Source organism: Mesorhizobium sp. M0227 (assembly GCF_040321855.1).
Classification (GTDB): Bacteria; Pseudomonadota; Alphaproteobacteria; order Rhizobiales; family Rhizobiaceae; genus Mesorhizobium.
The window spans coordinates 12150-38225 of record NZ_JAMYSJ010000003.1 but is presented as its reverse complement, the minus strand read 5'-3'; the positions used below and the strand labels follow the sequence as shown (position 1 = coordinate 38225).

The following is a 26076-nucleotide window of genomic DNA, read 5'->3' as shown; positions in this document are numbered from 1 at the left end:
AACTCTCTGGAGCCGCCACCATGCGCTACAACCAGCTTGGAAATACGGGGATGTTCGTCTCCGAACTGTGCCTCGGCACCATGACCTTCGGCGCCGCCGGTCAGAATGCCCAATGGGGCCTGATCGCCAGCCTCGACCAGAAGGGTGTCAACGAGATCGTTGCCCATTCGCTCGCCGCCGGCGTCAATTTCTTTGATACGGCCGACGTCTACTCCTTTGGCGAATCCGAACGGCTGCTCGGTCAGTCGCTCAGGGACCTCGGCGTGAACAGGCAGAATGTGGTCATCGCCACCAAAGCCCACGGCGCCATGGGCGACGGTCCGAACCAGCGCGGCTCTTCACGCGGCCACATCATGGATTCGGTCGATGCCAGCCTGAAGCGGCTGCAACTCGACCATATCGATCTTTACCAGCTGCACGGCACCGACACCGTGACGCCGATCGACGAAACGCTGCGGGCGCTCGACGATCTCGTTGCCAGCGGCAAGGTTCGCTATGTCGGCGTCTCCAACTGGGCGGCATGGCGCATCGCCAAGGCGCTCGGCATCGCCGAGCGCAAGGGTTTCGCCCGTTTTGAGACCGTGCAATCCTACTATTCGATCGCCGGCCGCGACCTTGAGCGCGAAATCGTACCCTTGCTCAATGAGGAGAAGCTCGGCCTGATGGTGTGGTCGCCGATGGCCGGTGGCCTGCTGTCCGGCAAATATGGCCCCGGCGCGCCCGGCAATGGCGAAGGCCGCCGCGCGTCCTTCAACTTCCCGCCGGTCAATGAGGACCGTGCCTGGGCGGCCGTTGCCGTCATGCGCGAAATCGCCAAGAAGCATGATGTCAGCGTCGCCACGGTGGCGCTCGGCTATGTCCTGGCCAAGCCCTTCGTGATGAGCGTCATCATCGGCGCCAGCCGCATGGAGCAGCTGGAGCAGAACCTTGCCGCCACTGAAGTGAAGCTCGACAGCGACGATCTGCTTCGTCTCGACCAGGTCAGCGCCCTGCCGTCCGAATATCCCGGCTGGATGCTGGAGCGCCAGGCAGCGGGCCGCCGCCCGGCGCCGTTCACGCCGAAAGCATAAATATAGCCCACGCTGACATCCCGGGAGCCCGTGGCTCCCGGATGTCAGCTCAGCCGGACGCTCTCACTCAGAAAATCGAGAAAGGCACGCACCCGCGCCGGCAGATGCCGGCCTTGGCCGACATAGACGGCATGGGTGGGCTCCTCGTCGCCCGGATTGAATGCCTCCAGCAGCGACACCAGCCGGCCTGCGGCGATATCGGCCGCCACATGCCAGCGCGCCAGCCGGGCGATGCCCGCGCCCGCCAGCGCCATCAGCCGCATCGCCTCGCCATCGCTGACCAGCGTGTTGCCGGTGATGGGAACCATGATGGCGCGGCCGTCCGCGTCGAGGAACGGCCAGCCATCGAGATGCCTGACGAACCCGAAGCCCATGCGGTTGTGCCTGTCGAGATCGGCTGGCGTCGGTGGCATGCCGTGCTTCTCCAGATAGGAAGGTGCTGCAACGACGACCACCGGGCTTTGCCCGAGCTTGCGCGCCACCAGCCGTGACTCACTCAGCGGCCCGGCACGGATGGCGACATCGGCGCGTTCCGCCATCAGGTCGATGACGCTGTCGGTCAGCACCAGATCGACCGAAATCTCGGGGTAGCGTTCGAGGAAGCGTGGCAGAAGCGGGATCAGCCGGTGTACCCCGAAGGGCACGTAGCTGTTGACGCGCAGCCTTCCGCGCGGTGCCGCACCCGCCGCCGCCTCCTGCTCGGCCGCCGCCATGTCGGCGAGGATGCGCAGGCCGCTCTCGTAGAATGCTGTGCCTTCCGGCGTCAGTTGCAGCTTTCGCGTCGAACGGCTGACCAGCCGCGCGCCAAGCCGGGCCTCCAGCCGCGCGATCAGCTTGCTCACCGCCGACGGCGTCATGCGCAACGCGCGTGCGGCAGAGGAAAAACTGCCTTCCGCGACGACGCGCACGAACACTTCCATCTCGCCGGAGCGATTGATGTCAGGCCTGGCCATTTGTGAATCTATTTCACAGAAAATGTGCCCAAGGCAAGTCTGGTTCACAATGCAGGGAAGTACGATCTCAGAGCTCGGGGCGCGGGACGGCGCTCGTCGTCATCGAAGTGGAAACCGCCATGCCTCTTGCTCTCTATGCGCTTGCCGCCGGTGCCTTCGGCATCGGCGTCACCGAATTCGTCATCATGGGTCTGCTGCTCGATGTCAGCAAGGATCTCGGCGTTTCGATCTCGGCCGCCGGCCAGCTCATTTCTGGTTATGCGCTCGGCGTCGTCATCGGCGCGCCCTTGCTGACCATCGCCACCGGCAACTGGCCACGCAAGACCGTGCTTCTGGCGCTGATGGCGATCTTCACGCTTGGCAATTTCGCCTGTGCACTGGCGCCCGACTACTGGACGCTGATGGGCGCCCGCATCATCACCGCTTTTGCCCACGGTACATTCTTCGGCGTCGGCTCTGTCGTCGCCACCGGGCTGGTCGCGCCCAACAGACAAGCCTCGGCGATCGCGCTGATGTTCACTGGGCTCACCATCGCCAACATCCTCGGCGTACCCTTCGGCACCTGGCTCGGCCAGGCCTTCGGCTGGCGGGCGACCTTCTGGGCGGTGACACTGGTCGGTCTGGCGGCCTTCGCCGTCATCCTGGCTCTGGTGCCGCGCAGCCGAACAGCGCCCGAAAAGAGCGATCTGCGCGCCGATCTCGCCGTTTTGCGCCGCACGCCTGTCCTGCTCGGTCTTGCCACCACCGTGCTCGGCTATGCCGGTGTCTTCGCCGTCTTCACCTATATCGCGCCGCTGCTGACCGAGATCAGCGGCTTTAAGGAAGCGGCCGTGTCGCCGATCCTGCTCGTCTTCGGTGGCGGCCTCATTGCCGGCAACTTGCTTGGCGGCAAGGTCGCCGACCGCTGGCTGGTGCCGGCCGTGCTGGGCAGTCTCGTGGTGCTGGCCCTGGTGCTCGCCACCATGACCTTCGCCATCCACAGCCAGGTGATGGCCGTCATCTATGTCGGTCTGCTCGGGGCCGCCGCCTTCGCCACCGTGGCGCCGCTGCAAATGTGGGTGCTGGAAAAGGCACAAGGTGCCGGCCAGAGCCTCGCCTCGTCCTTCAACATCGCCGCCTTCAATCTCGGCAATGCGGCAGGTGCCTGGCTTGGTGGTGCGGTGATTGCCCATGGCCTTGGCCTGGGCTCACTCACCTGGGTCGCCGCCCTGCTGCCGCTCGCGGCACTCGGTGTGGCGGGGCTGGCGCTGCGTCTCGATCGCACCGCCACGCTCGGCGAGCCTGCCTCCATCCGGTCGTGACCGTCCTCTGCAAACCCGCTTTCCACACCCTTCATTCCACAGGAGCAAAAAGATGGACTACCGACGTCTCGGTGCATCGGGCCTGAAAGTGCCCGCACTCTCATTTGGCGCGGGAACCTTTGGCGGTTCCGGCCCGCTGTTCGGCGCCTGGGGCAACAGCGACGCCAGGGAAGCGCGGCGGCTGATCGACATCTGCCTGGAGGCCGGCGTCAATCTGTTCGATACTGCCGACGTCTATTCGAACGGCGCCTCGGAAGAGGTGCTTGGCGAAGCGATAAAAGGCCGCCGCGATGCCGTGCTGATCTCGACCAAGACCGCGCTGCCGATGGGCGATGGGCCGGCCGACTATGGCTCGTCTCGGTCGCGGCTGATCAGATCCGTGGATGATGCGCTGAGGCGCCTCGGCACCGATTACATCGACCTGTTGCAACTGCACGCTTTCGACGCCGGGACGCCGATCGAGGAGGTCTTGTCGACGCTGGACGAACTCGTGCGCGCCGGCAAGCTGCGCTATGTCGGCGTCTCCAATTTCTCCGGCTGGCAGGTGATGAAGTCGTTGGCGCAAGCCGACAGCCAAGGCTATCCACGCTATGTCGCGCATCAGGTCTACTATTCGCTGGTCGGGCGCGACTATGAATGGGAGCTGATGCCGCTCGGCCTCGACCAGGGCGTCGGCGCGCTGGTGTGGAGCCCGCTTGGCTGGGGCCGCCTGACCGGCAAGATCCGCCGTGGCCAGTCCTTGCCGGAAAAGAGCCGGCTGCACGACACGGCAAGCTTCGGACCGCCGGTCGAGGACGAGCATCTCTATCGGGTGATGGATGCGCTCGATGCGGTGGCGCTGGAAACCGGCAAGACCGTGCCGCAGATCGCCATCAACTGGCTGCTGCAGCGTCCGACTGTTTCCTCCGTCATCATCGGCGCCCGCAACGAAGAACAGCTGCGCCAGAACCTCGGCGCCGTCGGCTGGAATTTGACGCCGGAGCAGATCAGGAAACTCGACGCGGCAAGCGAAGTCACCGCGCCCTACCCGTACTTCCCGTATCGGCGGCAGGAAGGCTTTGCCCGGCTCAATCCGCCGGTGGTGTGAGCACTGGCGTTGAAGCTGCCAATCTCCCCCCCTTGCGGGGGAGATCGGCTGTACCGCGTTCAGTGCAGCACGAACTCGCCATCCACCTTGCGCCATTCATTCGGCGCGATCAGCTTCTGGTGGGTGTAGCTGATCGAATGCAGCGGCCCGTCCAGCTTGGCCTTCCAGAACTCGATGAACTTGATCAGTACCGGAAATTGTGGCGCCAGATCGTAGTCCTGCCAGATGAAGCTCTGCAACAGATGCGGATGATCGGGAAAGTGATAGAGAATCTTGGCCGTGGTCAGGCCATAGCCTTTGAGCATCAGGTCCATTTCGGAATGGTCGCGCATGGCAGTCCCCCTTGGGCGGTCCTGGTTGAGTCTCCTTTCCTCCCAACGTCAGAGTGTGCGCGCCGTTGCTTAACTGTCTATTGATTTTTCCTGATCGAAAACGGGTTTTCCGCGCGAAAACATGCAGTTAGCAGCGACGCTGATCGAGTGCTGACAGCGGCGGGAAAAACACCTGCGGCATCCCGCCGCGCGAATCCAACGTCTAATGTTGCCGTAACGGCGGAACTGGTAATAATGCCGCCGAATTCGCGGCCGTGTCGCTGCGATCCCGCCGGCATTTCAAGCCGGCGATTGGTTCGGGAGGAAAGTCAGGAATGTCCGAGGTTCATGTCCATCGCGTCCAGCCGGCGTGGAAGAAAAACGCGCTGATCGACAATGACACCTACCTGAAATGGTATGCCGACAGCCTCAAGAACCCGGACAAATTCTGGGGCAAGCACGGCAAGCGGATCGACTGGTTCAAGCCCTTCAGCAAGGTCAAGAACGCCTCCTTCGACGGCAAGGTCTCGATCAAATGGTTCGAGGACGGACTGACCAATGTCTCCTACAACTGCATCGACCGGCACCTGAAGAAGCGCGGCAACCAGACCGCCATCATCTGGGAAGGTGACAATCCCTACGACGACAAGAAGATCACCTATAACGAGCTCTACGAGCATGTCTGCCGGCTCGCCAATGTGATGAAGAAACACGGCGTCAAGAAAGGCGACCGCGTCACCATCTACATGCCGATGATCCCGGAAGCCGCCTATGCGATGCTGGCCTGCACGCGTATCGGCGCCGTCCATTCGATCGTCTTCGGCGGTTTCTCGCCGGATGCGCTGGCCGGCCGCATCGACGACTGCAAGTCGACCTTCGTCATCACATCAGATGAAGGCCTGCGCGGCGGCAAGCCGATCCCGTTGAAGGAAAACACCGACAAGGCGATCGAGATCGCCGCGAAGGCCGGGACGAAAGTCGAAAAGGTGGTGGTCGTGCGTCGCACCGGCGGCAAGACCGGCTGGGTTCCCGGCCGCGACGTCTGGTACCACGACGAGATCGCGACGGTGAAAGCCGAATGCAAGCCCGAGAAGATGAAGGCCGAGGACCCGCTGTTCATCCTTTACACATCGGGCTCGACCGGCAAGCCGAAGGGCGTGCTGCACACCACCGCCGGCTATCTCGTCTACGTCTCGATGACGCACCAATATGTCTTCGACTACCATGACGGCGACATCTACTGGTGCACCGCCGATGTCGGCTGGGTCACCGGCCACAGCTACATCGTCTATGGCCCGCTCGCCAACGGCGCCACCACGCTGATGTTCGAAGGCGTGCCGAACTATCCGTCGCAGTCGCGCTTCTGGGAAGTCATCGACAAGCACAAGGTCAACATCTTCTACACCGCGCCGACGGCCCTGCGCGCGCTGATGGGCGCCGGCGATGCGCATGTCACCAAGACGTCGCGCAAGTCGCTGCGCGTGCTGGGTTCGGTCGGCGAGCCTATCAATCCGGAAGCCTGGGAGTGGTATTTCAACATCGTCGGCAACGGCAAGGTTCCGATCGTCGACACATGGTGGCAGACCGAGACCGGCGGCATCCTGATTACGCCGCTGCCGGGCGCCACCGACCTCAAGGCGGGTTCGGCGACACGGCCCTTCTTCGGCGTCAAGCCGCAGCTGGTCGACAGCGAGGGCAAGGTGCTGGAAGGTGCGGCCGACGGCAATCTGTGCATCACCGATTCTTGGCCCGGCCAGATGCGCACCGTCTATGGCGACCACGACCGCTTCGTGCAGACCTATTTTTCGACCTACAAGGGCAAGTACTTCACCGGTGACGGCTGTCGCCGCGACGCCGACGGCTATTACTGGATCACCGGCCGCGTCGACGACGTCATCAACGTCTCCGGCCATCGTATGGGCACGGCCGAGGTCGAATCCGCACTGGTCAGCCACGACAAGGTTTCGGAAGCCGCCGTCGTCGGCTATCCGCACGACATCAAGGGCCAGGGCATCTACTGCTACGTCACGCTGATGGCCGGCGAGCAGCCGAGCGAGGATCTGCGCAAGGAGCTGATCGCCCATGTCCGCAAGGAGATCGGGGCCATCGCTTCGCCCGACAAGCTCCAGTTCGCGCCCGGCCTGCCGAAGACGCGCTCCGGCAAGATCATGCGCCGCATCCTGCGCAAGATTGCCGAGGACGATTTTTCAGCGCTCGGCGATACCTCGACGCTCGCGGATCCGGCCGTCGTCGATGATTTGGTCGCCAACCGGCAAAACAAGAAGAGCTGATGATGCAGGCCGCGCTCGGCACTGTCAGTGAACTCTGGCGCTATCCGGCGAGTTCGCTTGCCGGCGAGCGTCGGGAAACAATCTCGGTCGATATCGAGAGCATCGAGGGCGACCGCATGTTCGGCCTCGTCGACGCGTCCGACAATGAGATCGCGCGACCGGACCGCGACCCGAAATGGCACAAGGTGCCGCGCATCCGCACCCGGCTGTCGCCGACCCTGGAACTCGAGATTGCCGTTCCCGGGGACAACTGGCTGGCTGCGCCAAGTATCAAGAGCGACCGCGCGGTGTCGGCCTATCTCGGCTTCGAGGCCTCGATCCGACCGTTTCGCCGCGAGAATGCCGGACCTGACTATTCCGGCCCGCTGACCGCGGAGCGCTACCGCAAGGCGCCCATCCATCTGTTGACCACCGCCTCGCTGGCACGGCTCAAAGCGTTGCATCCGGAAGGGGTCGCCGACCCACGCCGCTTCCGCCCCAACATCGTCGTCGACATGACGGCAATCGAAGGGTCGTTTCCGGAAACGGAATGGATCGGCCGCAAGCTTGCCATCGGCGATCTCCTGCTGACTGTCTCCGAACCCTGCCGCCGCTGCGGTTTCACCATCGTCGCCCAGGATGGCTTCGACCATGATCCGGCGATCCTGCGCAACCTGGTCCGCCACAACGCCCACAATCTCGGCGTCTACTGCACGATCGACCGGCCGGCGCGCGTCGAAGTCGGCGACGCGATGCGCTTCGTGTAAGCTATCGATACAGATCTGCCCGCGTCGGCGGCAGGCCGCTTGGGCCGCGCGCGCGCTTGGTGACGACGGTCTGGAAAATCTGTGCCGAGGCACGTTCGAAGGTGATCGAACAGCCGGTCAGGTAGAGCAGCCATAGCCGCGCCCTGGCCTCGCCCACCTCGGCGATAGCCTCGTCGAAACGCGCGTGCAGGCGCTCGGCCCACAGGCGACAGGTGCGGGCGTAATGCTCGCGCAGATTCTCGACGTCGTAGACCAGGAAGCCGTGCGCCTCGAGATTGCCTGTTGTCATGCCGATCGTGTCGAGTTCGCCGCCGGGGAAAATGTATTTGATCAGCGCCTTGAACTCCGGCCCCTTGCGCAGGGTCTTCTTCATGTCGCCCTTGCTGCGCCTGGTGATGGCGTGATGCAGATAGATGCCGCCGGGCTTCAGCAGGCGGTGGACAGTTGAGAAATAGGTCGCGTGGTTGGCGAGCCCGAGATGCTCGAACATGCCGATCGACGAGATCTTGTCGAACGAGCCGGTGAGTTCGGCATAGGATTTGATCTCGATGGTGATGCGGTCCTCCAGACCCTCGGCGCGGATGCGTTCACGGGCAAGATTGGTCTGGGCCTGCGACAGCGAGACACCGTGGCCGATGACGCCATAGTTCTTCGCGGCATGGATGAGCATCGCTCCCCAGCCACAGCCGATGTCGAGCAGTCGTTCGCCAGGCTTCAGCCGGAGCTTGCGGCAGATATGGTCGAGCTTGTCGATCTGCGCTTGATCGATGCTGTTGGCGAAATCCTTGAAGTAGCCGCAACTGTAGACCATGCGCTCGTCAAGGAAGAGCCGGTAGAAGGCGTTCGAAATGTCATAGTGATGCTGGATCGCCTCCTGGCTCGAACCGCTGACATAGGGATTGCGCCCCGACAGATCGGTCCGCGCCGTCATCTGCATGCGTGCCAAAAGCACGGAAGGCAGGTCGCGCAGGATCGCCATTTTCGGCAGCGATTTGAGCTTGGTTCTGAGCTTGCCTTGCGACGGCAGGGCGTAGAAGTCGAAAAACGTCCCGTCTTCGATATCGATCGTCTTGGAAATCCACATTTCGATCAGCGTCGACAGGGATGGTCGCTTCACCACCTGCCAGACGATGTCCTGGTCGTTGATGGTGAGCACTGGACCCGTGGCGGGGCCGATCCGCTCCCCGGTCCACAGCCTGACGGCAAAGCCCGGTTTCAGCGTCTCGACAACCGTCCGCACGATCCGCGCCGCTCTCTCGGCTGCCTCCATGCATCCCTCCCACAGGGGCCGACCCGGATTGCCGGCTCGGCTCTATGCCATGATCTTGCCTGCCCGGCCGACAGCCCGCAACCCAGTGTCGTGCCAAAAGCACCTTCCCACTTTTTCAAACCTGCGCCTTGTCTTTTGCTGCAACGCACCCCATCATGAGTATGTGTTCAACAAATCGAAAGGAGGTGATCCGATGTCGAGTGATTTCGTTTTCCAGAACGTGGCCTCAGCGGATTGCACTTTCGGGAAGCAGTCTTCCCGTTAAGGCGCGAAATGCGCGGCGGGTGACCTCATAGGTCATCGCCATAGGGCCGCGCCACGGACGGAAACACGGAAGGCCGCCGGCTTCGAAAGAAGCGGCGGCCTTTTCCGTTTGCGGACTAGACTACTGGGTCAATGCGACCTTTTCGGTGTTGCGGATGATTTCCTGAAAGGCGGCATCCAATTCTGCTCCGGTGGACACCTCGAAGAAATGTCTCTTGGCGGCGGAGGCGTCCTTCGATGAACAGTCCTTCAGCACCGCCTTTGCCTGGTCCCGCTCGGTTGCCGACATGTCCTTGTTGTTCAGATCGAAGCCGATGGTGAAAATCTCGATGCCGTCATTTTTCATGTTGCCGCACAGCGTTCCGGCGTTGCCGCGCGCAAGGTTGCCCTGGCTGTTGTAGCTGTCCCCAGCACCGGCGAAGGCGGTATTGAATTGGCCATCGGTCATCAGGATCGCGACCTTGGCGATCTTCTTCGGATCGGCGTCCGAGGCGCCTTTGCCGAGACCGGCATTTCTGATCGCAGTGCGCCATTGCGGCGACAGCATATAGTAGGTCCACTGAATGGCGATCGCGCCGGCCGTGTAGCCATCGGCCTGGAAGTCCTCGATCGATTCAAGCAATGCATCGGAATCGGCGGTCAGCGGGATCACTTCCGCATCAGGGCACCTGTTCATGTCCCCGCCGAGATGATCGTCCCGATTGACCAGGGCATAATATTTCTTGCCTTCCTTGTCGGTGCGAACCGTGTCTGGGCCGTCGGCGCTCATATCCGCGTTGCCGTTCTTGTCCTTGCGCTCCGTGGCGCAGTTGTCGGGATGTGGCATCGCCGCGCCGACGATGGAGATGTACTCGCTGAAGGAGGGCAGCAGATTTTTGCCCGTCTTGGCGACGAGAAGCGGACTGCCGGCGACGGGTGGCAGTTCAGAGCTCCCTTGCTTCTCGGCATAGACGTTTTCCGCCAGCTTGCCGGCGTTCACACCTGATGCGTAAGGCACAATCGCGACGCGGATGCGGGGGTTCTTCGGATCCTGGTTCTGCAGCATCGTCCGGACGGCGTTTTTTGCAGCAGCTTTCAGATCGCCGATTTTGTCGACCTTGCCGCGCTTCCTCATCGATCCGGTCACATCGAGCATCATCGCCACTTCGATGGTCTTGTCCGAATAGAGCGCCGTCGTGGAGGCGGCGACGCGTTTCATGTCGCCCGTGCCAAAAATCGGAAAGTACAGCGCGACATCGACATGGGCGTCGGCCTGGACCGTCTTGGCGGTCTTGTTGACAGTCAGCTTGTCGAGTACGATCTGGTCGGCCTGCAGAATGCCTGCCTGGCTGTTGGCGTCGAGAAAGGCCTGCACCGATTTGTTGGCATCGGCTTCCTTGATGACACCGGTCGTCAGGTCGCGTGCCGTCGACGTGACCGCGGCGTCGACCACGCCCTGAAGGCTCGTTTTCGCATTGTAGAGCTGCGATACGTTGACCGAAAAGCCCACGGCCAGCGCCAAGACCGAGGCGCTAAGGCCGAACAGGACTGCGAAATTTCCACCGCGATCCCTGGCGAACCCGCCAACCGCGTGAACAAGACCCCCGTAATTTCGCATCCTACAGCCTCCACTCGCCTCGGCCTCGTCGCCGCGGAAAGGGCAATGCAGGATTCCCGCCGGATGACGCCCTAGCTGGGCGGAGAGCTGGCTTTCCAGTAGCAAGTCACTGTTTTTGTTAAACTTTGGAATCAACAAAGGTGAACGGCTGGTAAACGGGAACGCACCATGGCGCTGGCGTTTACCAGCCGCTTACCATGATCTGGCCCGAGGCACCGCGACGCCGTCGACGGCGTCCTGTTGCGGCACAAGCTCACTGTGCCGAAGCGGACCATGTGTCCCGAAAGTTGCGGCCGGAGAAAACCTCCTGACCACCCTGGAGCAGTTGCAACGGTAGGCCTCGCGACTACGCCAGCATCTGTGCGCTGACGGTCCTGTCGATGCCGTGGTAGGGCGGGTTGAACAGATTGCCTTCCTGTTCGTAGGTCCACACCTTGAACAGGCTGAGCCGGTGGGGGCCGAAACTGTGCAGCAGCGGCACGTCGGTGGCGTCGCGGCCGCGGGCGATGACGATACGGCCGGTTCTCGGCGTGTTGTGGCGAGGATCGAACGTGTACCATTTGCCGTCGAGGAACACTTCCAGCCACGCCGAGAAGTCCATCGGCGCCGGATCGGCTGGCACGCCGATATCGCCGAGATAGCCGTTCACGTAGCGTGCCGGAATGTTCATGCAGCGGCAAAGCGTGATCGCCAGATGGGCGAAGTCACGGCAGACCCCGACGCGCTCCTCATGCGCCTGCGCCGCGGTGCGGGTCGAGCGCGCATAGCCATAGCCGAACGACAGCCGGTTGTGGACATAATCGACGATCGCCTGCACGCGCGCCCAGCCGGACGGGATGTCGCCGAAGAGCTCCCAGGCCAGGCTGCTCAGATGATCCGTCTCGCAATAGCGGCTGCCCAGGAGATAACCGAGAACTTCGTCGGGCAGGTCCGCCACCGGCACTTCCCTGGCCAGCGTGTTGACCTCGTCCGTCTCGCCGCTGTCCTCGACGACCGCGTCATACAGGATGCGAAAACCACCGGCGGGCGCTGTGAAGCGCCGGCAGGCATTGCCATGCAGGTCATGGTACAGCCTTGTCGGCACCGCGGGCGAGGTCAGCACCCGCGTCTGCCGCTTGATGTCGGCCTGCCTGTCCCGATGGATCTCGAGCACTGAAATCACCGGCGTGACGGCTACGCATTCGATGGCGATTTCGTAGCCGAGCCGGATCAGCATCGTTGGTCCCCCTTCGATCGTTGTTGTGAGAAGCAGTCCTTCCCAAACGCCCTGAGGATACCGCGGTTCCCTGGGCCGATCGAAAAGCCCACCCCGTGTCTTCCCCTGCCGCGGTCGAGGGGTTAGGTTCGGCAACCCCACCAGCGCTCCCCGAACTCAAGGAAAATCATGTATTCAGGCAGAAACTTCGCGGCCTTCCTCTTCGACATGGACGGCACGCTCATCAATTCCATCGCCTCGGCGGAACGGGTGTGGAGCGATTGGGCACGTCGCCAAGGCCTCGACGTCGCCGCCTTCCTGCCGACGATCCATGGCGTGCGCGCGATCGAGACCATCACCGGCCTGGCACTGCCGGGCGTCGACCCGGCATACGAGGCTGATCTGCTGCTGAAGGCCGAGGCGGCCGATCTCGATGGCATTCTCCAGATCGCCGGCGCCGTGGCATTTCTCAATTCGCTGCCGCCCGAACGCTGGGCAATCGTCACCTCCGCCCCGCGCGAGCTGGCGCTGTTGCGCATGAAGGCCGCCGGCATCCCCGTCCCGGGCGTCATCGTCGCGGCGGAAGATGTCTCCCGCGGCAAGCCGGCGCCCGATTGCTTCCGGCTTGGCGCGGAACGGCTCGGCTTCGACGCGCGCGATTGCCTCGTCTTCGAGGATGCTCCAGCTGGCATCGCGGCAGCCGAAGCGGCGGGCGCGGCGGTCATGGTCATCAGCGCCACGCACAAGCACCCCTTGCCAACGCAACATGCCGCGATCGCAGGCTACGACATGGTCGGCATCACGGTCGACGAGCGTGGCTGGATCGCGCTCGAGCCGCAGCGCAACGCTGCGTAGGGAGGCATCTAGAAGTCGCTGGTCAGGCCCTTTACTTCCCAGTCGCCGTAGCGCCCTGGCTCCTTGCCGCCGCGGCCGCCGATCTCCTTCGGCAGCGCGGCCTCCTTTTCGCGGTAGTGTTCCCGCCGCGCTGCGGCCTCGGCCAACGCACGGCGTGCGGCCGGCGCTAGCTCTCTTTGCGATGCCGCTTCGGCAGGAGCGGAGCCTGTTTTACTGATTTCGTCGGTCATGCGATAATCTCGGCAGATTGAGTCCAGTCAGCAGATTGAGTCCAGTCAATTGAAACAGGAACTGGCGTTTCCCATCATATAGCCATGAACCCACGACGATCGACCCCTTTTCGCTATCCCCCGGACAGGAGCAGACGATGAACACCATCCGCACCGCCATGCTTCTTGCCGCGATGACCGCGCTGTTCATGGGCGTCGGCTTTTTGATCGGCGGAACCGGCGGCATGATGATCGCGCTGCTGATCGCCGCCGGCACCAACCTGTTCAGCTACTGGAATGCCGACAAGATGGTGCTGTCGATGAACCGTGCCGTCGAGGTCGATGAAAGGAACGCGCCCGAATATTACGCCATCGTCCAGGCAATGGCCAAACAGGCCGGCCTGCCGATGCCGAAGACCTATCTGATCGACAACCCGCAGCCGAACGCCTTTGCCACCGGCCGCAATCCGCAGAATGCGGCGGTGGCTGCCTCCACCGGCCTGTTGCAGGCGCTGACGCCTGAAGAGGTCGCGGCGGTCATGGCGCACGAGCTCGCCCATGTGCAGCATCGCGACACGCTCACCATGACGATCGTCGCCACCTTTGCCGGCGCCATTTCAATGCTCGGCAATTTTGCCTTCTTTTTCAGCGGCAACCGCGACAACAACCCGTTCGGCTTTGTCGGCGTGCTGGTTGCGATGATCGTGGCTCCGTTTGCAGCGATGGTCGTGCAGATGGCGGTCAGCCGGACCCGCGAATACGAGGCCGACCGGCGTGGCGCCGAAATCTGTGGACACCCGCTCTGGCTGGCATCGGCGCTTGACAAGATCGCCCGCGGCGCCGAACGCATCCGCAACCCCGATGCCGAGCGAAATCCCGCGACCGGGCATCTCTTCATCATCAATCCTCTTCACGGCGAGCGCATGGACAGCCTGTTCTCCACCCACCCCGCCACTGAGAACCGCATCGCAGCCTTGCAAGCGATGGCGCGCGACATGGCCGGCAGCCAAACCCAGGCCGCCCAGCGCCAGGCCCCAACGCCACGCCAGGCGGACGAACTACGGCCATCCGGCCCATGGGATCAGGCAGCGCGGCCCGAGCAGTCGGCGGAGCCCGCCCAGCCGAAGTCCAACCCGTGGGGTCGCAATCCGACCGGGCCCAAGGGCCGGTGGTCGTGAGCGTGGCGGACAGAGGACCACGACGCACTGTTTCAAGTGATCAGGAACACAGGGACGGCGGCGACTTCGTTGCCGGCCTCGCCGCCCGCAAGGCGGCGGCGCGCCTGCTTGCCGCCGTCATCGACGCCAGGACGCCGCTTGATGGGCTGACCGATCACGAGAACGGCCACCCGCAATACAAGGCGCTCGACTTGCGCGATCGCGGCCTGGTCCGCGCCATCCTGGTCACCGCGCTACGCTATCGCATGACCATATCAGGGCTGCTGGCGAGGCGCCTGGAAAAACCGCTGCCGCCCAATGCCACCGCTTTGTCGCACATATTGCATGTGGCCGCAGCACAGATCCTGTTCCTCGATATTCCCGACAGCGCCGCCGTCGACATTGCGGTGACCCATGCCAAGTCCGATCCGCGCACGGTGCGCTTCTCCGGCCTCGTCAATGGCGTTCTGCGCACGTTGGCACGGGCCAAGGAAACGGAATTGCCTGCCGCCCTTGCCGCCACCGACGAGGCGCCCAAATGGTTTTCCGACAGGCTGAAGACCACCTACGGCAACGAGAAGGCCAGACAGATCCTCGAAGCACATCGCGTTGAGGCGCCGGTCGACTTCTCGGTCAAGGCCGATCCCGGTCTCTGGGCCGAAAAGCTCGGCGGCATCGTCCTGCAGACAGGCACGGTGCGAGTCGAGAATCTTGTCGGTGCTGTCACTGAATTGCCTGGCTTTGCCGAGGGCGCCTGGTGGGTCCAGGACGCCGCGGCCAGCCTGCCCGCCCGGCTGTTCGGCGATGTCACGGGATTGCGGGTTGCCGATCTCTGCGCCGCGCCCGGCGGCAAGACCGCGCAGCTGATCGTTGCCGGCGCGAAGGTCACCGCCGTCGACACGTCAAAAAACCGGCTCGTGCGGCTGACGCAGAATCTCGACCGTCTCGGCCTGTCGGCCGAAATCGTCCAGGCCGACCTGCTCAAATATGAGCCGGAAGAACTCTTCGACGCGATCCTCCTCGACGCGCCCTGCTCGTCGACCGGCACGGTGCGGCGGCATCCCGACGTGCCATGGACCAAGACTTCGGCCGATGTCGAAAAACTGGCCGACCTGCAACGCAGGCTGCTCGCCCGCGCCGTCACCCTGGTGAAGCCCGGCGGCACGATCGTCTTTTCCAACTGTTCGCTCGACCCGCTCGAGGGCGAGGATCTCTATCGCGCCTTTCTGGCCGGCACGCCTGAAATCACCAACGATCCGTTGCGGCAAGGCGAGATCGCCGGCATCGATCCGTTCCTGACGCCGCAGGGCACGTTGCGCACCACGCCCGCCGACCTGGACCTCGGCGCGCCGGAGCGCTCGGGCCTCGACGGCTTCTTCGCCGCTCGCATGCGGCGAGCCGGCTAGGGATTGAACTGCCGGATCTACTGACTTTTTAGGCAGGATCGGGGGCAAAACCAGGTGAACCGGCGTGGGCTCGTGGAATTCGCCTTCGCACGAATCGTGCAATCATGTAGACTCGGCGCCGGGGTAGAGGACGATCAGGAGGGGTTTTGGCACTTGCTGCCAGCAGCACGACGCGTCTATGGACGCTTGTCGCGAAGGAGTTCTGGCGCAAAACGCGCCGGCGCCTGCGCGCCGGGCCTGTCTATCGCTGGCGCTATTCCGGCCGCACGCCGGAACGTGTGCTGATCGCACCGCCGGACCTGCGCCTCGCCGACCCGCAGATCGCACTCGAGATCTATTACGGCCGTTATCCCCTGTCGGGGCATCTCGTCGAGACCGGCGGCAAGTCGCCTTTCCAGATCAACGTGCCCAATCACGGCTGGCAGAAGACGCTGCACGGCTTTCGCTGGCTGCGCCATATGCGCGCCGCCGGCACCGAGCTTGCCGCCGCCAATGCCCGCGCCCTGGTCTCCGACTGGATCACCATGCATGGCAGCCATATTTCCGGCATCGCCTGGGAGCCGGGCACGACGGCCAAGCGCATCATCGCCTGGTTGCAGCACTCCTCGGTCGTATTGCAGGGCGCCGAGTTCCCTTTCTACCGCGCCTTCCTGAAATCGGTTGCCATCCAAATCCGCTACCTCAGGTCGATGGCGCGCGAAATGCCCGACGGCAAGGACAGGCTGCGGGCCCGCATCGCGCTCGCCTTCGCTGCCTTGTCCCTGCCGGCGCCGGCATCGGCCCTGCGGGGCGCGACCCGCAATCTTGCCGAGGAACTCGACCGCCAGATCCTCGCAGATGGCGGGCACATTTCGCGCAATCCGATGGTCGTCCTGGAAATCCTCGCCGACCTTCTGCCGCTGCGCCAGACTTATGCCAACCAGGCGGAAACGCCGCCGCAGGCGCTGATCGGCGCCATCGACCGCATGCTGCCGGCGCTGCGCTTCTTCCGCCATCAGGATGGCAGCCTCGCCCGCTTCAACGGCATGGGCGCCACCATCCACGACCGCATCGCCACCATTCTGCGCCACGACGACACCGCTGGCGCGCCGCTGCTGCATGCGCCGCATTCCGGCTATGAGCGCCTGTCGATGGGCGGCACCACGGTCATCGCCGACACCGGCCCGCCGCCGCCGATCGATGTGTCCAACGCCGCACACGCCAGCTGCCTCGCCTTCGAACTGTCGTCCGGCCGCCAGCACTACATCGTCAATGCCGGCATTGACACCTATGGCGCGGCTGAATTCCGGCCGCTGGCGCGCGCCACCGCCGCGCACTCGACCGCCACCATCAACGACACCTCGTCGGCGCGCTTCAGCCATTCGTTGCGCGTCAACGACCTGCTCGGTTCGCCGCTGATCGGCGGCCCGCAGCATGTGCAGTGCAAGCGCACCGACCAGAAGGGCGTTCAGGGCTTCATCGCCCGCCATGACGGCTATGTCCCGCGCTTCGGCTTCCTGCATGAGCGCGAGCTGAAACTGTCGTCGAACGGCAATGTGCTGGCTGGCCGCGACCGCTTCCAGCGCCCCGGCAATACGGCGATCCGCAACAATGGGCGCGACTTCGTCACCGTCCGCTTTCACGTTCATCCCGACGTCAACCTTTTGCAGGACGAGCATGACCGCCTGGTGCTGGCCGCCGATCAGGCCGACACCTGGGTGTTCACAGCAGCCGAAGTGGTGCCGGAGGTCGAGGAATCGATCTATTTCGCCGGCCTTGGCGGCCCGCGCCGCAGCCGCCAGATCGTGCTTGCCTTCAAGGCTTCGGAAATCGCCGAAGTCCACTGGCAGCTGACCCGCACCAGCATCGCCGGCTACCCGGAAAACAACTGACCCTCCTGACAGGGCTTCGAACTCAGGTTAACAAAAGGCCTGACGACAACCAGTTTGGGGCATCGGCAGCTTTAGTGCCGGCAGCTTTCCCACGATAGGAATTTTTTCTTGACTCCGTGCCCTCAGCTATGGTACATTTTTGCCTATGGTGCTGATTTGCGCCAGTGGCCCGCCGCATAGGCGGGTTTTTTCGTTGGTGCTCCGTCAGCCAACGCGCCTGCGAAGTCTCCGAAGAAACCCGTTAACACGGATTCGTTGCCTTGCCCCAACCTGACCGCCGGTTTGATTTCCGGGCGGCATGTGCTACGGGCGCGGGCATCCACCACACCAGTCGTGAAAGGCCGCCAGCCCATGGCCGTCGCCGCCAAGAACATTCCCGCACCAGACCTTGTTCCCGTGCGTCGCGCCCTGCTCTCCGTTTTCGACAAGACGGGCCTTATCGATTTCGCCAAAGCGCTGACAGCGGCCGGTGTCGAACTGGTCTCGACCGGCGGCACGGCAAAGGCGATCACCGAGGCGGGCCTGGCGGTGCGCGACGTCTCCGAGCTCACCGGTTTCCCCGAGATCATGGACGGCCGCGTCAAGACCTTGCATCCCGGCGTGCATGGCGCGCTGCTTGGCGTGCGCGACGATCCGGAGCATTCCGCGGCAATGCGCAAATACGGCATCGAGCCGATCGATCTCGTCGTCTCCAATCTCTATCCGTTCGAGGAGGTCCGCCGCTCCGGCGCCGACTACGCGTCGATCGTCGAAAACATCGACATTGGCGGCCCGGCGATGATCCGCGCCTCGGCCAAGAACCACGCCTATGTCGCCATCGTCACCGATCCCGGCGATTACGCTTCGGTGCTGAATGCGCTGGAGATGAACATCGGCTCGCTGTCGCTGGATTTCCGCAAGAAGCTGGCGGCCAAGGCCTTTGCCCGCACCGCCAGCTATGACGCGGCGATCTCCGGCTGGTTCGCCGAGGCGCTCGAGATCGAACATCCGACATGGCGCGCCTTTGGCGGCAGGCTGGTCGAGGTGATGCGCTATGGCGAGAACCCGCATCAGAGCGCCGGCTTCTATGTCAACGGCGACAAGCGCCCGGGCGTCGCCACGGCACGCCAGCTGCAGGGCAAGCAGCTATCCTACAACAACATTAACGACACCGACGCCGCCTTCGAATTGGTCGGCGAGTTCGACCCCGATCTTTCCGCCGCCGTCGCCATCATCAAGCACGCCAATCCGTGCGGCGTTGCCGAAGGCGCCTCGCTGAAAGCCGCCTACGCCAAGGCGCTGGCCTGCGACCCGGTCTCGGCCTTCGGCGGCATCATCGCCGTCAACCGCACCCTCGACGCCGAGGCGGCGGAAGAGATCGTCAAGACCTTCACCGAAGTGATCATCGCACCCGGCGCGACCGGCGAGGCCGCGGCAATCGTTGCGGCAAAGAAGAACCTGCGCCTGCTGGTCACCGGCGGCCTGCCGGATCCGCGCACGCCTGGCACAACGGTCAAATCCGTCGCCGGGGGCTTGCTCATCCAGGGCCGGGACAATGCCGTGGTCGACGACCTCGAGCTGAAGGTGGTGACGAAGCGCGCGCCGACAGCGGCCGAAATGGCCGACCTCAAATTCGCTTTCCGCATCGCCAAGCATGTCAAGTCGAACGCCATCGTCTACGTCAAGGACGGCGCTACCGTCGGCATCGGCGCCGGCCAGATGAGCCGGGTCGATTCCTCACGCATCGCCGCCCGCAAGGCGCTCGACGCGGCCGAGGCCGCCGGCCTTGCCGAACCGCTGACCAAGGGCTCGGTCGTCGCCTCCGACGCCTTTTTCCCCTTCGCCGATGGGTTGCTGTCGGCGATTGCCGCAGGCGCCACCGCCGTCATCCAGCCGGGCGGCTCGATGAACGACAAGGACGTCATCGCCGCCGCCGACGAGCACCGCATCGCCATGGTGTTTACGGGCGTGCGGCATTTCAGGCATTGAGCGTTCTTCCTTCTCCCCTTGCAGGAGAAGACCCACGACACGGGGCGTTAACCCCGTCTAGGCGACACTTGAAACACGTTGTGATTCGCCTACCTGACTTAATTAGGCCAGAGTGTTCACGTTCCGTTCTCTGTGACTCAGAAAGCACTCTCACGGAGAATGTGACGAAAACGTGTCGAGACCATATCCGAATCAATGGTGATTCGATCTTGTGGAAAAGAACTAAAGCAGCACTGGAGGGTTATTGATGAAACTAAAGATCAAGCAGATTGGCGAAGGAAACCATCCGGGTGAGGTAGTTGTGTCGCTCGACACAACCACAGGAACTGAACGTTTGGTGGTGCATCATCGTTCGTTAAGTGGCGATAGTTTAGACATTGGCTGGCCGGTTGATCGGGAGGACTCAAACCTCCTAGTTGAATTGCCGCGTGAAACTATCAATGGTTCATGGCGGGTGTGGGTTCCGCAGGGGTTAGTCGTAGAATAACCTAACAAAAATGGGGGGGGGGGGCGGGCAATGATACTTACCGACAGAGAGATTCAAATCGCAATCAGCACAGAGGCGATACGAATAGAGCCCGTCCCCGATCTATCATATTACAGCTCAACCAGTCTTGACCTTACGCTCGGTGACCTACTTACCGTTTTTAAAGACCCAAAGATAGGCTTAGGTATTTGCATCGACCCTTCGGAGAAGGGCTATAATCACGAAGAGGTGATGGTCGAAACAACCAGCCCGATCAAGATTGATCCCGAAGCTGGCTACGAATTTAAACCTGGCCAGATGGTCCTAGCTTGGACTCGTGAGGTTGTTGAGCTGAAAATTCATTCTCGGATTGCAGCGAGAGTGGAAGGAAAGAGTTCGCTGGCCAGATTGGGGATCGGCATCCACCTGACAGCCCCGACCATACATGCTGGCTTCGCCGGTCAGATTAGACTTGAGATGGTGAATCACAACAAGCTTCCGGTGCGGTTGCGCATTGGAATGAAGATTTGCCAGTTGATTTTTGAGCAGACGCTTGGCACCCCCACAAAGGGCTACGAAGGCCGGTTTGCCGGCCAAAAGGCTGACGCGAAAAAAGGATAACCCAAGGTACTTTCGAAAACTTGGAAGCGGTCATACCTTGCGCACGGAGGGACCGGGGATGGTAATCAAATGTCGCCGCAATGGCGCTTATTCTGGAGTCGGCTCCGGGTCTGTTGACGGCGTTGTAAGGGGCTATCAGGGCGGCACGGTTGATATCGCCTTTTCGACAGGCGGCCTCTATCGAGGTACGACGTGGCGTGTGGAAATTTCCCAAATGTCATTTGAAGACGTAGCTAAGGCTATGGTCCTCGCAAATCCAGCTTATGCGATACGAGCCTTCGGTGCCGCGCTCGCATCATTCGACAGCGCTACCCAGCCGTAGGGGAATGGCCAATCAAACCTTATCCCACATGGCGGCGATGAACTGACAAGCGTTCTCCATGTTGCCGATCATCGCCTTGGTGTTCTTCGGCGCCTTGTGAATTTCCCCGGTCTGCACGTCTACCGACCAACAAAGATCGAATAAGGGCTGCCGATTGCCCGCAAGGTTCGCACCAACTTGCATCAGTACAAGGGTGGCAACAAAGCGTCCCATCTGGTCCCGCTTCGATTTTGCCTTATCTGTTTCGTCCTCGTCCGGCTTCGTGAGACGAAAAAGCGCAGCGCCAATGCACTCAACGCCTTTCACTGGACAGTGAATGAGAACATCGCAATTTACCGAAACGCCCACACCACCAATAGCCAGCATTGGTTGTTTCGGCGGAGACGGAACGAAATCGAATCCCTTTAGCAAATTCACCATTTTGCCGAAGGATTCCATAACGTCCAACGACTTGGATGCGTCCTCCCGACTCCATGCAGACAATGAGGCATCGGAGGCCTTCTGTTCAAAAGAGCCGAAGGCCGCAGCCAAAATCTGCTTCCCCTTGATAGGGTCACACATAGAAGCGGCAATAGCCGCTCTCACGTCAGAGTATCGAAGGGCTACCGCGCCTCTCTTCTCTTTCGCGCGCTTAATAATTCCCATTCGGCCCGTGTCGCCACTCACCATAAATCGCGCTAATTCATTTGCTGAGATGCGAGACTCGGCATGATATTTTATATGGGAGCTTGCCATGGACGATGACTTCTTCGTTGCGACTCGAATCGATGAACATAGGAGTCTGTGCATCTCATCTATATCAAAGAAGACGTACCTAGAAGTCGGCGCCGAGTTTTTCCCCAGCGACCGTGGATACTTCATTTGCGAACACGACGATCGACAACCATCTGCTGGATTGTCTGTGCTTGCCAAAGTCGCGTCATTGGAAGCCGCCTACCGACTTGTGGACCTTTGGCAATCGATTACTCAACCTGCTCGTGAGACAGTGACCGGTCACTAAGATTTCTTTGGCTTGTCTTCTTTCGTCGGCGTGGCCTTCACCACCTTCTTCAAGACGCGGTCAAAGGCTTCCTCGAAGGCGGCGGCTTCATCGTGGAAGTAGGGACGGGGCGGACATGACTTATTCTCGGAACGGGGCTCTAACGTTCCCAAAAAATACCCCTGCGGAATAGGTCTGTTAAATATATAATCGCCCGGGAGATGGAAGAACGCTGCAGCTATTCGCTTGGCCGGTCCGCCGGATAGGGCGTCTTGACCAGGATCGCCATGCCGATGCCCAGGAACAGCACGATCACCGCCATGCCGAGCCGCGCCGAGCCGCTGGCCAGGGTGACCGACGCGACCATGAACGGCGCCAGGAAACCGGTCGCCCGCCCGGCCAGCGCATAAATGCCGAAATAGCGGCCGGATTCTGCCGCCGTGACGCTGCGCGCCATATAGGATCGCGACGACGCCTGCACCGGCCCGAAAGCCACGCCGATCAACAGGCCGAAGAAGATGTAGGCCTTTTCCGCTGCCGTGCCGAACAGGCCGCCGCTGTCCGGTCCAGGCATCATCCAGAGGCCGAACAACGTATAGCCCGGCCCAGTCGAGACGATGCCGATCGTGGCGATGCTGAGCAGGACCAGCGAGATCATGACGATGGTTTTTGAGCCAAGCGCCGTGTCGAGACGGGCTGCGACCAGGCAGCCGAAGATGGCGACGACGTTGAGAATGATGCCGAAAATACCGATCTCGGTGATCGACCAGTGGAACATCGCAGCGGCGAAAGTGCCGCCCAACGCCAGCAACGCGTTGACGCCGTCCTGATAGATCATGCGGGCGACCAGGAAGCGGAAGATACCGCTGCGCTTACGCACCTCGCCCAATGTCACTTTCAGCTCCGCCAACCCCTCTCGGACAGCCGGACCGATCGGCAGGCCCTTGATGGCGTCGGGGGTGAAAAAGAACATCGGCAGGATGAACAGGAAGTACCAGCCGGCTGACAAAGGCCCGGTTGCGCGCGCGTCCTCGCCGAGCTTCGGGTCGAGCCCGAACAGCGGGTCGATGCCGATGATCGTCTTGCCGGTCTCCGGCGAACCGGCCAGGCAGGCGACGACGAAGATCAGCGCGATCATGCCGCCGAGATAGCCAAGGCCCCAGGCCATGTTGGAGATCCTGCCGATCTCGCTCTTCGGCACCAGGCGCGGCATCATCGAGTCGTTGAACACCGTCGAAAACTCCGCCGCGACCGACGCCAGGGAGAAGAAGAACACGACCAGGAAAAGGTTCGAACCGGGGGCCGCGAACCAAAGCAGGCAAAGGCAGGTGATCTTGACCGCGGCAAAGAATGCGATCCAAGGCTTGCGCGGTCCGGTCTGGTCGGCGATCGAGCCGAGGATGGGCGACAGCACTGCAATGACAAGGCCGGCCGCGGCAATGCCGTAGCCCCAGGCCGCTTGCCCGGTTTCCGGATCGCTCGCCATCCGCGACACGAAATAAGGCCCGAAGATGAAGGTGGTGACGACGGTGAAGAACGGCTGCGCCGCCCAGTCGAACAACATCCATCCCCAGATGCCGCGCCCGGACGCACGCTGCACTGTCTCTACCGTCATGATGATCCCCCGGCACCGGTTCCGTGTCGGGCGCCATGTCTGCATGTTTCATGCGCTCATGCAATGAACGAAGCTTGGTGCCGTCCCTTGCCCCTGCCCGGGGTTCATTGTTGGAAAACCCAGCAATTGGCTTTCGTCCGCGGCGCGGGCCAAGCCCTTATTTTTTCTCGTGAGGGAAGTCGGACCGAAGGTCCGGCACCGTCCTCCACCCCCTGCTTCGCAGCGATTGCCGCCGTCGCGAATTTCTTGATTATTAAGTTGACTCTTTTTATCCGGTTTGACTAATTGCGCTCGCGTAGGGCCGGAAAGTCACCGGTCGAACGGCTCGATATTGGTCTGACAGGAATAAGAGATGACGATTGGTCGACAGGCATTGTTGCGCACTCAGGCAAGGCGATTGATTGCGAGCAGTGCCTTGATAGCGGCATCTTTTGGAGCGATGGGGGCCGGCCGGGCCCAGGAGGTTTCGCCGGACGATGCAACTCAACTGGAAACGATCGTCGTTACCGGCAAGTCGGACCGCGTTGTCGGGCCCGATCAAACGATCGTCGCCGAGGATACGGCGACCGGCACCAAGACCGATACGCCCATCGTCGACGTTCCCGCCTCGGTTTCAGTTGTAACCCAGAAGGAACTGGAGGCACGCCATGTCGAAAGCCTCCAGCAGGCCGTGGCCTACACATCCAGCGTCCTCACCGACGAGTTCGGCAACGATGACCGATACGACTATATTCGTATCCGCGGTTTCGACCAGACATCGCTCGGTACTTATCGCGATGGCCTCACGGCGCGCATCCCCGCTTGGTTCACGGCCAGCCGTCTCGAGCCTTACGGACTTCAGCGCGTGGAGGTCCTGAAGGGATCGACATCGACGCTTTTTGGTCTCAACGGCCCTGGCGGACTGGTCAATGCCATCACCAAGCGGCCGCTGGACCAGAAGCAGGGGGAGATTTACACGTCCTATGGCGACGGTACCAAGGAGGTTGGCGTTGATTTTGGCGGACCGATCGACCCCGATGGCGTGTGGACCTATCGGCTCACCGGGCTGGCCAAGGATGGCGATCAAGGATGGGACTATTCCAACGACGATCGGCTTTACATCGCGCCCGCGTTGACTATCAAGCCCGAGGAAGGAACGTCGCTCACCATCCTGACTGACTATTACAAGCGAGACGGGACAGGAGCACGCGGCACCCCGGCTGGCGGCAATATCGACGTCGGCACATTCCTGGGCGAGCCGGATTTCAACCGCTTCAACACGGAGCAGGTCGATATCGGCTACCAGTTCGAGCACGAGTTCAACGAGAACCTCACCTTCCGCTCCAATGCCCGCTACACGCATTTGAGCCTCGACTACGCCGAGGTCTACGGCGCGTCGCTTGACCCCACGGCGGATCGCACGGCATTTTCCGTCGATGGCGTGTCCAACCGCTATGCCTTCGACAATCAGTTGCAATACGATACGGGCTGGCACGGGATCGACAGCAAGACGCTTGTCGGCGTCGACTACGCCAATGACAACACCCGCGAAAACATCCTCTTCGGTACCGCCGGTCCCATCGACATCAACAATCCGACCTATTGCGGTCTGTCCTGCATCAATCTCGGCCCCTACGTGAACTGGCGGGTCAAGCAACAGGCGGTCGGTGTCTATGCCCAGGAGCAATTGACGTTTGACGACCGCTGGATCGTCACCCTGGGCGGGCGCTGGGACCGCGTGCATACGACGGCGGACTATCTCGACTCGGGAACGCAGGACGACGACACGGCATCCGCCTTCACCAAGCGCGCCGGCCTGACCTACAAATTCACCCCGAATCTCGCGGTCTACGCCAACTATTCGGAAAGCTTCCAGCCGCTCGTGGCGCCAAGCGCCAACGGATATGCGGTCTCGGGTTCGCTGAAGCCTCAAGAGGGCAAGCAGTATGAGGCAGGCATCAAGTACAAGCCCGACGGCTTCGACGGCCTGTTCACGGCCGCGGTCTTCGACCTTACCCAAACCAATGTTCCAACCTATGTCACGCCTGTTGTCCAGCAGCAGATCGGCAAGGTCGGCGTCCGCGGCATCGAACTCGAGGGCAAGGCTGCCATCGCGGAAAACCTGAACCTGACGCTTGCCTATTCCTACTGGGATGCCGAGATCCTGGAAGACGGCATTGGCGGTAATGCCGGCAATCGGCCGCAGCGTGTTCCTCGCCACCTGGCGTCGGCCTGGGTTGATTATACGCTTCCCAAGGAAGGACGGCGTGGCGACCTGACCATCGGCGGTGGCGTGCGCTATATCGGGCAAACCTACGGGGATGACGCGAACACGACTTCGATTGGCGGCTACGCACTGGTGGATGCGGCGATCAGCTACAAGATGACCAAGGACGTGACGTTGGCCCTGAACGCAACGAACCTGTTCGACCGGAAGTATTTGACAACCAGCTATTACGGAACCGAATTTTACGGCGACCGGCTGAAAATCGTCGGCACGCTCAAACATTCCTGGTGAGCTTTTTGAACGCAGGTTTCGAAGC

General features: G+C 62.1%; 21 protein-coding genes. 13 read left to right on the top strand and 8 right to left on the bottom strand.

Translation table 11 applies throughout. From position 1 onward, the window contains the following. The first annotated feature begins 20 nt into the window (after positions 1 to 20). The gene (locus NKJ00_RS05735; RefSeq protein WP_352629101.1) at positions 21 to 1070 is read left to right on the top strand and encodes an aldo/keto reductase; all 1050 of its coding nucleotides are present in this window, start codon (positions 21 to 23) and stop codon (positions 1068 to 1070) included. Between the two features lie 44 nt (positions 1071 to 1114). On the opposite strand, the gene NKJ00_RS05730 is transcribed toward NKJ00_RS05735, so the two are convergent. Further along, positions 1115 to 2023 (bottom strand): LysR family transcriptional regulator, encoded by a 909-nt coding sequence (locus NKJ00_RS05730; RefSeq protein ID WP_352629099.1) that lies wholly within the window; start codon positions 2021 to 2023, stop codon positions 1115 to 1117. 119 nt (positions 2024 to 2142) lie between these two features. Here NKJ00_RS05730 and NKJ00_RS05725 point away from each other — a divergent pair, with 119 nt between their 5' ends. Both NKJ00_RS05725 and NKJ00_RS05720 read left to right on the top strand, forming a co-directional pair. Then, on the top strand, positions 2143 to 3324 hold the full coding sequence (locus NKJ00_RS05725; RefSeq protein WP_352629097.1) for an MFS transporter: 1182 nt from the start codon (positions 2143 to 2145) through the stop codon (positions 3322 to 3324). A 52-nt stretch (positions 3325 to 3376) separates the two neighbouring features. Continuing rightward, entirely contained in the window at positions 3377 to 4411 is a 1035-nt protein-coding gene (locus NKJ00_RS05720; RefSeq protein WP_128304069.1) for an aldo/keto reductase, read from the top strand. A 59-nt stretch (positions 4412 to 4470) separates the two neighbouring features. On the opposite strand, the gene NKJ00_RS05715 is transcribed toward NKJ00_RS05720, so the two are convergent. After that, positions 4471 to 4743 carry an usg protein gene (locus tag NKJ00_RS05715; RefSeq protein ID WP_109664371.1) on the bottom strand — a complete coding sequence of 91 codons (273 nt, stop codon included), beginning with the start codon at positions 4741 to 4743 and terminating at the stop codon, positions 4471 to 4473. A 314-nt stretch (positions 4744 to 5057) separates the two neighbouring features. Here NKJ00_RS05715 and acs point away from each other — a divergent pair, with 314 nt between their 5' ends. Together acs and NKJ00_RS05705 are read left to right on the top strand one after the other, a co-directional pair. Next, the gene (acs, locus tag NKJ00_RS05710; protein WP_352629095.1) at positions 5058 to 7013 is read left to right on the top strand and encodes an acetate--CoA ligase; all 1956 of its coding nucleotides are present in this window, start codon (positions 5058 to 5060) and stop codon (positions 7011 to 7013) included. 2 nt (positions 7014 to 7015) lie between these two features. Further along, positions 7016 to 7759: an MOSC domain-containing protein gene (locus tag NKJ00_RS05705; RefSeq protein ID WP_502906403.1), complete on the top strand. Its 744-nt coding sequence runs from the start codon at positions 7016 to 7018 to the stop codon at positions 7757 to 7759. A gap of 1 nt (position 7760) precedes the next feature. Here NKJ00_RS05705 and NKJ00_RS05700 read toward each other — a convergent pair whose 3' ends face one another. The 3 genes from NKJ00_RS05700 to NKJ00_RS05690 all read right to left on the bottom strand — a co-directional run bounded on the left by NKJ00_RS05700 (position 7761) and on the right by NKJ00_RS05690 (position 12106). After that, on the bottom strand, positions 7761 to 9029 hold the full coding sequence (locus tag NKJ00_RS05700; RefSeq protein WP_352629091.1) for a class I SAM-dependent methyltransferase: 1269 nt from the start codon (positions 9027 to 9029) through the stop codon (positions 7761 to 7763). A 385-nt stretch (positions 9030 to 9414) separates the two neighbouring features. After that, the gene (locus NKJ00_RS05695; RefSeq protein ID WP_352629089.1) at positions 9415 to 10890 is read right to left on the bottom strand and encodes a TadE/TadG family type IV pilus assembly protein; all 1476 of its coding nucleotides are present in this window, start codon (positions 10888 to 10890) and stop codon (positions 9415 to 9417) included. A 346-nt stretch (positions 10891 to 11236) separates the two neighbouring features. Next, positions 11237 to 12106: a transglutaminase-like domain-containing protein gene (locus NKJ00_RS05690; protein WP_352629087.1), complete on the bottom strand. Its 870-nt coding sequence runs from the start codon at positions 12104 to 12106 to the stop codon at positions 11237 to 11239. A gap of 168 nt (positions 12107 to 12274) precedes the next feature. Here NKJ00_RS05690 and NKJ00_RS05685 point away from each other — a divergent pair, with 168 nt between their 5' ends. Then, a complete protein-coding gene (locus NKJ00_RS05685) occupies positions 12275 to 12940 on the top strand; it encodes an HAD-IA family hydrolase (RefSeq protein ID WP_352629085.1) in 666 nt (221 codons plus the stop codon). 8 nt (positions 12941 to 12948) lie between these two features. On the opposite strand, the gene NKJ00_RS05680 is transcribed toward NKJ00_RS05685, so the two are convergent. Continuing rightward, complete coding sequence (locus NKJ00_RS05680; RefSeq protein WP_352555469.1) at positions 12949 to 13170, bottom strand: DUF1674 domain-containing protein; 222 nt, start codon at positions 13168 to 13170, stop codon at positions 12949 to 12951. 137 nt (positions 13171 to 13307) lie between these two features. On the opposite strand from NKJ00_RS05680, the gene htpX reads away from it, so the two are divergent. From htpX to dcd, 6 genes are all read left to right on the top strand, one after another. Continuing rightward, complete coding sequence (gene htpX / locus NKJ00_RS05675; RefSeq protein ID WP_352611345.1) at positions 13308 to 14327, top strand: zinc metalloprotease HtpX; 1020 nt, start codon at positions 13308 to 13310, stop codon at positions 14325 to 14327. Continuing rightward, entirely contained in the window at positions 14324 to 15712 is a 1389-nt protein-coding gene (locus NKJ00_RS05670) for an RsmB/NOP family class I SAM-dependent RNA methyltransferase (protein ID WP_352611344.1), read from the top strand. The genes htpX and NKJ00_RS05670 overlap by 4 nt, the downstream gene beginning before the upstream one ends. A gap of 146 nt (positions 15713 to 15858) precedes the next feature. Then, on the top strand, positions 15859 to 17583 hold the full coding sequence (locus tag NKJ00_RS05665; protein ID WP_352611343.1) for a heparinase II/III family protein: 1725 nt from the start codon (positions 15859 to 15861) through the stop codon (positions 17581 to 17583). Positions 17584 to 17934: 351 nt separating this feature from the next. Further along, a complete protein-coding gene (purH, locus tag NKJ00_RS05660; protein ID WP_352611342.1) occupies positions 17935 to 19551 on the top strand; it encodes a bifunctional phosphoribosylaminoimidazolecarboxamide formyltransferase/IMP cyclohydrolase in 1617 nt (538 codons plus the stop codon). Between the two features lie 247 nt (positions 19552 to 19798). Further along, a complete protein-coding gene (locus NKJ00_RS05655) occupies positions 19799 to 20038 on the top strand; it encodes a hypothetical protein (protein WP_352441028.1) in 240 nt (79 codons plus the stop codon). Positions 20039 to 20068: 30 nt separating this feature from the next. Next, positions 20069 to 20638: a dCTP deaminase gene (dcd, locus tag NKJ00_RS05650; RefSeq protein ID WP_352441030.1), complete on the top strand. Its 570-nt coding sequence runs from the start codon at positions 20069 to 20071 to the stop codon at positions 20636 to 20638. Between the two features lie 334 nt (positions 20639 to 20972). Here dcd and NKJ00_RS05645 read toward each other — a convergent pair whose 3' ends face one another. Together NKJ00_RS05645 and NKJ00_RS05640 are read right to left on the bottom strand one after the other, a co-directional pair. Beyond that, entirely contained in the window at positions 20973 to 21695 is a 723-nt protein-coding gene (locus NKJ00_RS05645; protein WP_352629083.1) for a hypothetical protein, read from the bottom strand. A 482-nt stretch (positions 21696 to 22177) separates the two neighbouring features. Further along, entirely contained in the window at positions 22178 to 23554 is a 1377-nt protein-coding gene (locus tag NKJ00_RS05640) for an MFS transporter (RefSeq protein WP_352441032.1), read from the bottom strand. A gap of 352 nt (positions 23555 to 23906) precedes the next feature. Between NKJ00_RS05640 and NKJ00_RS05635 the strand changes: the two genes are divergently transcribed. Next, positions 23907 to 26051 (top strand): TonB-dependent siderophore receptor, encoded by a 2145-nt coding sequence (locus NKJ00_RS05635; protein ID WP_352629081.1) that lies wholly within the window; start codon positions 23907 to 23909, stop codon positions 26049 to 26051. Positions 26052 to 26076 lie beyond the last annotated feature (25 nt).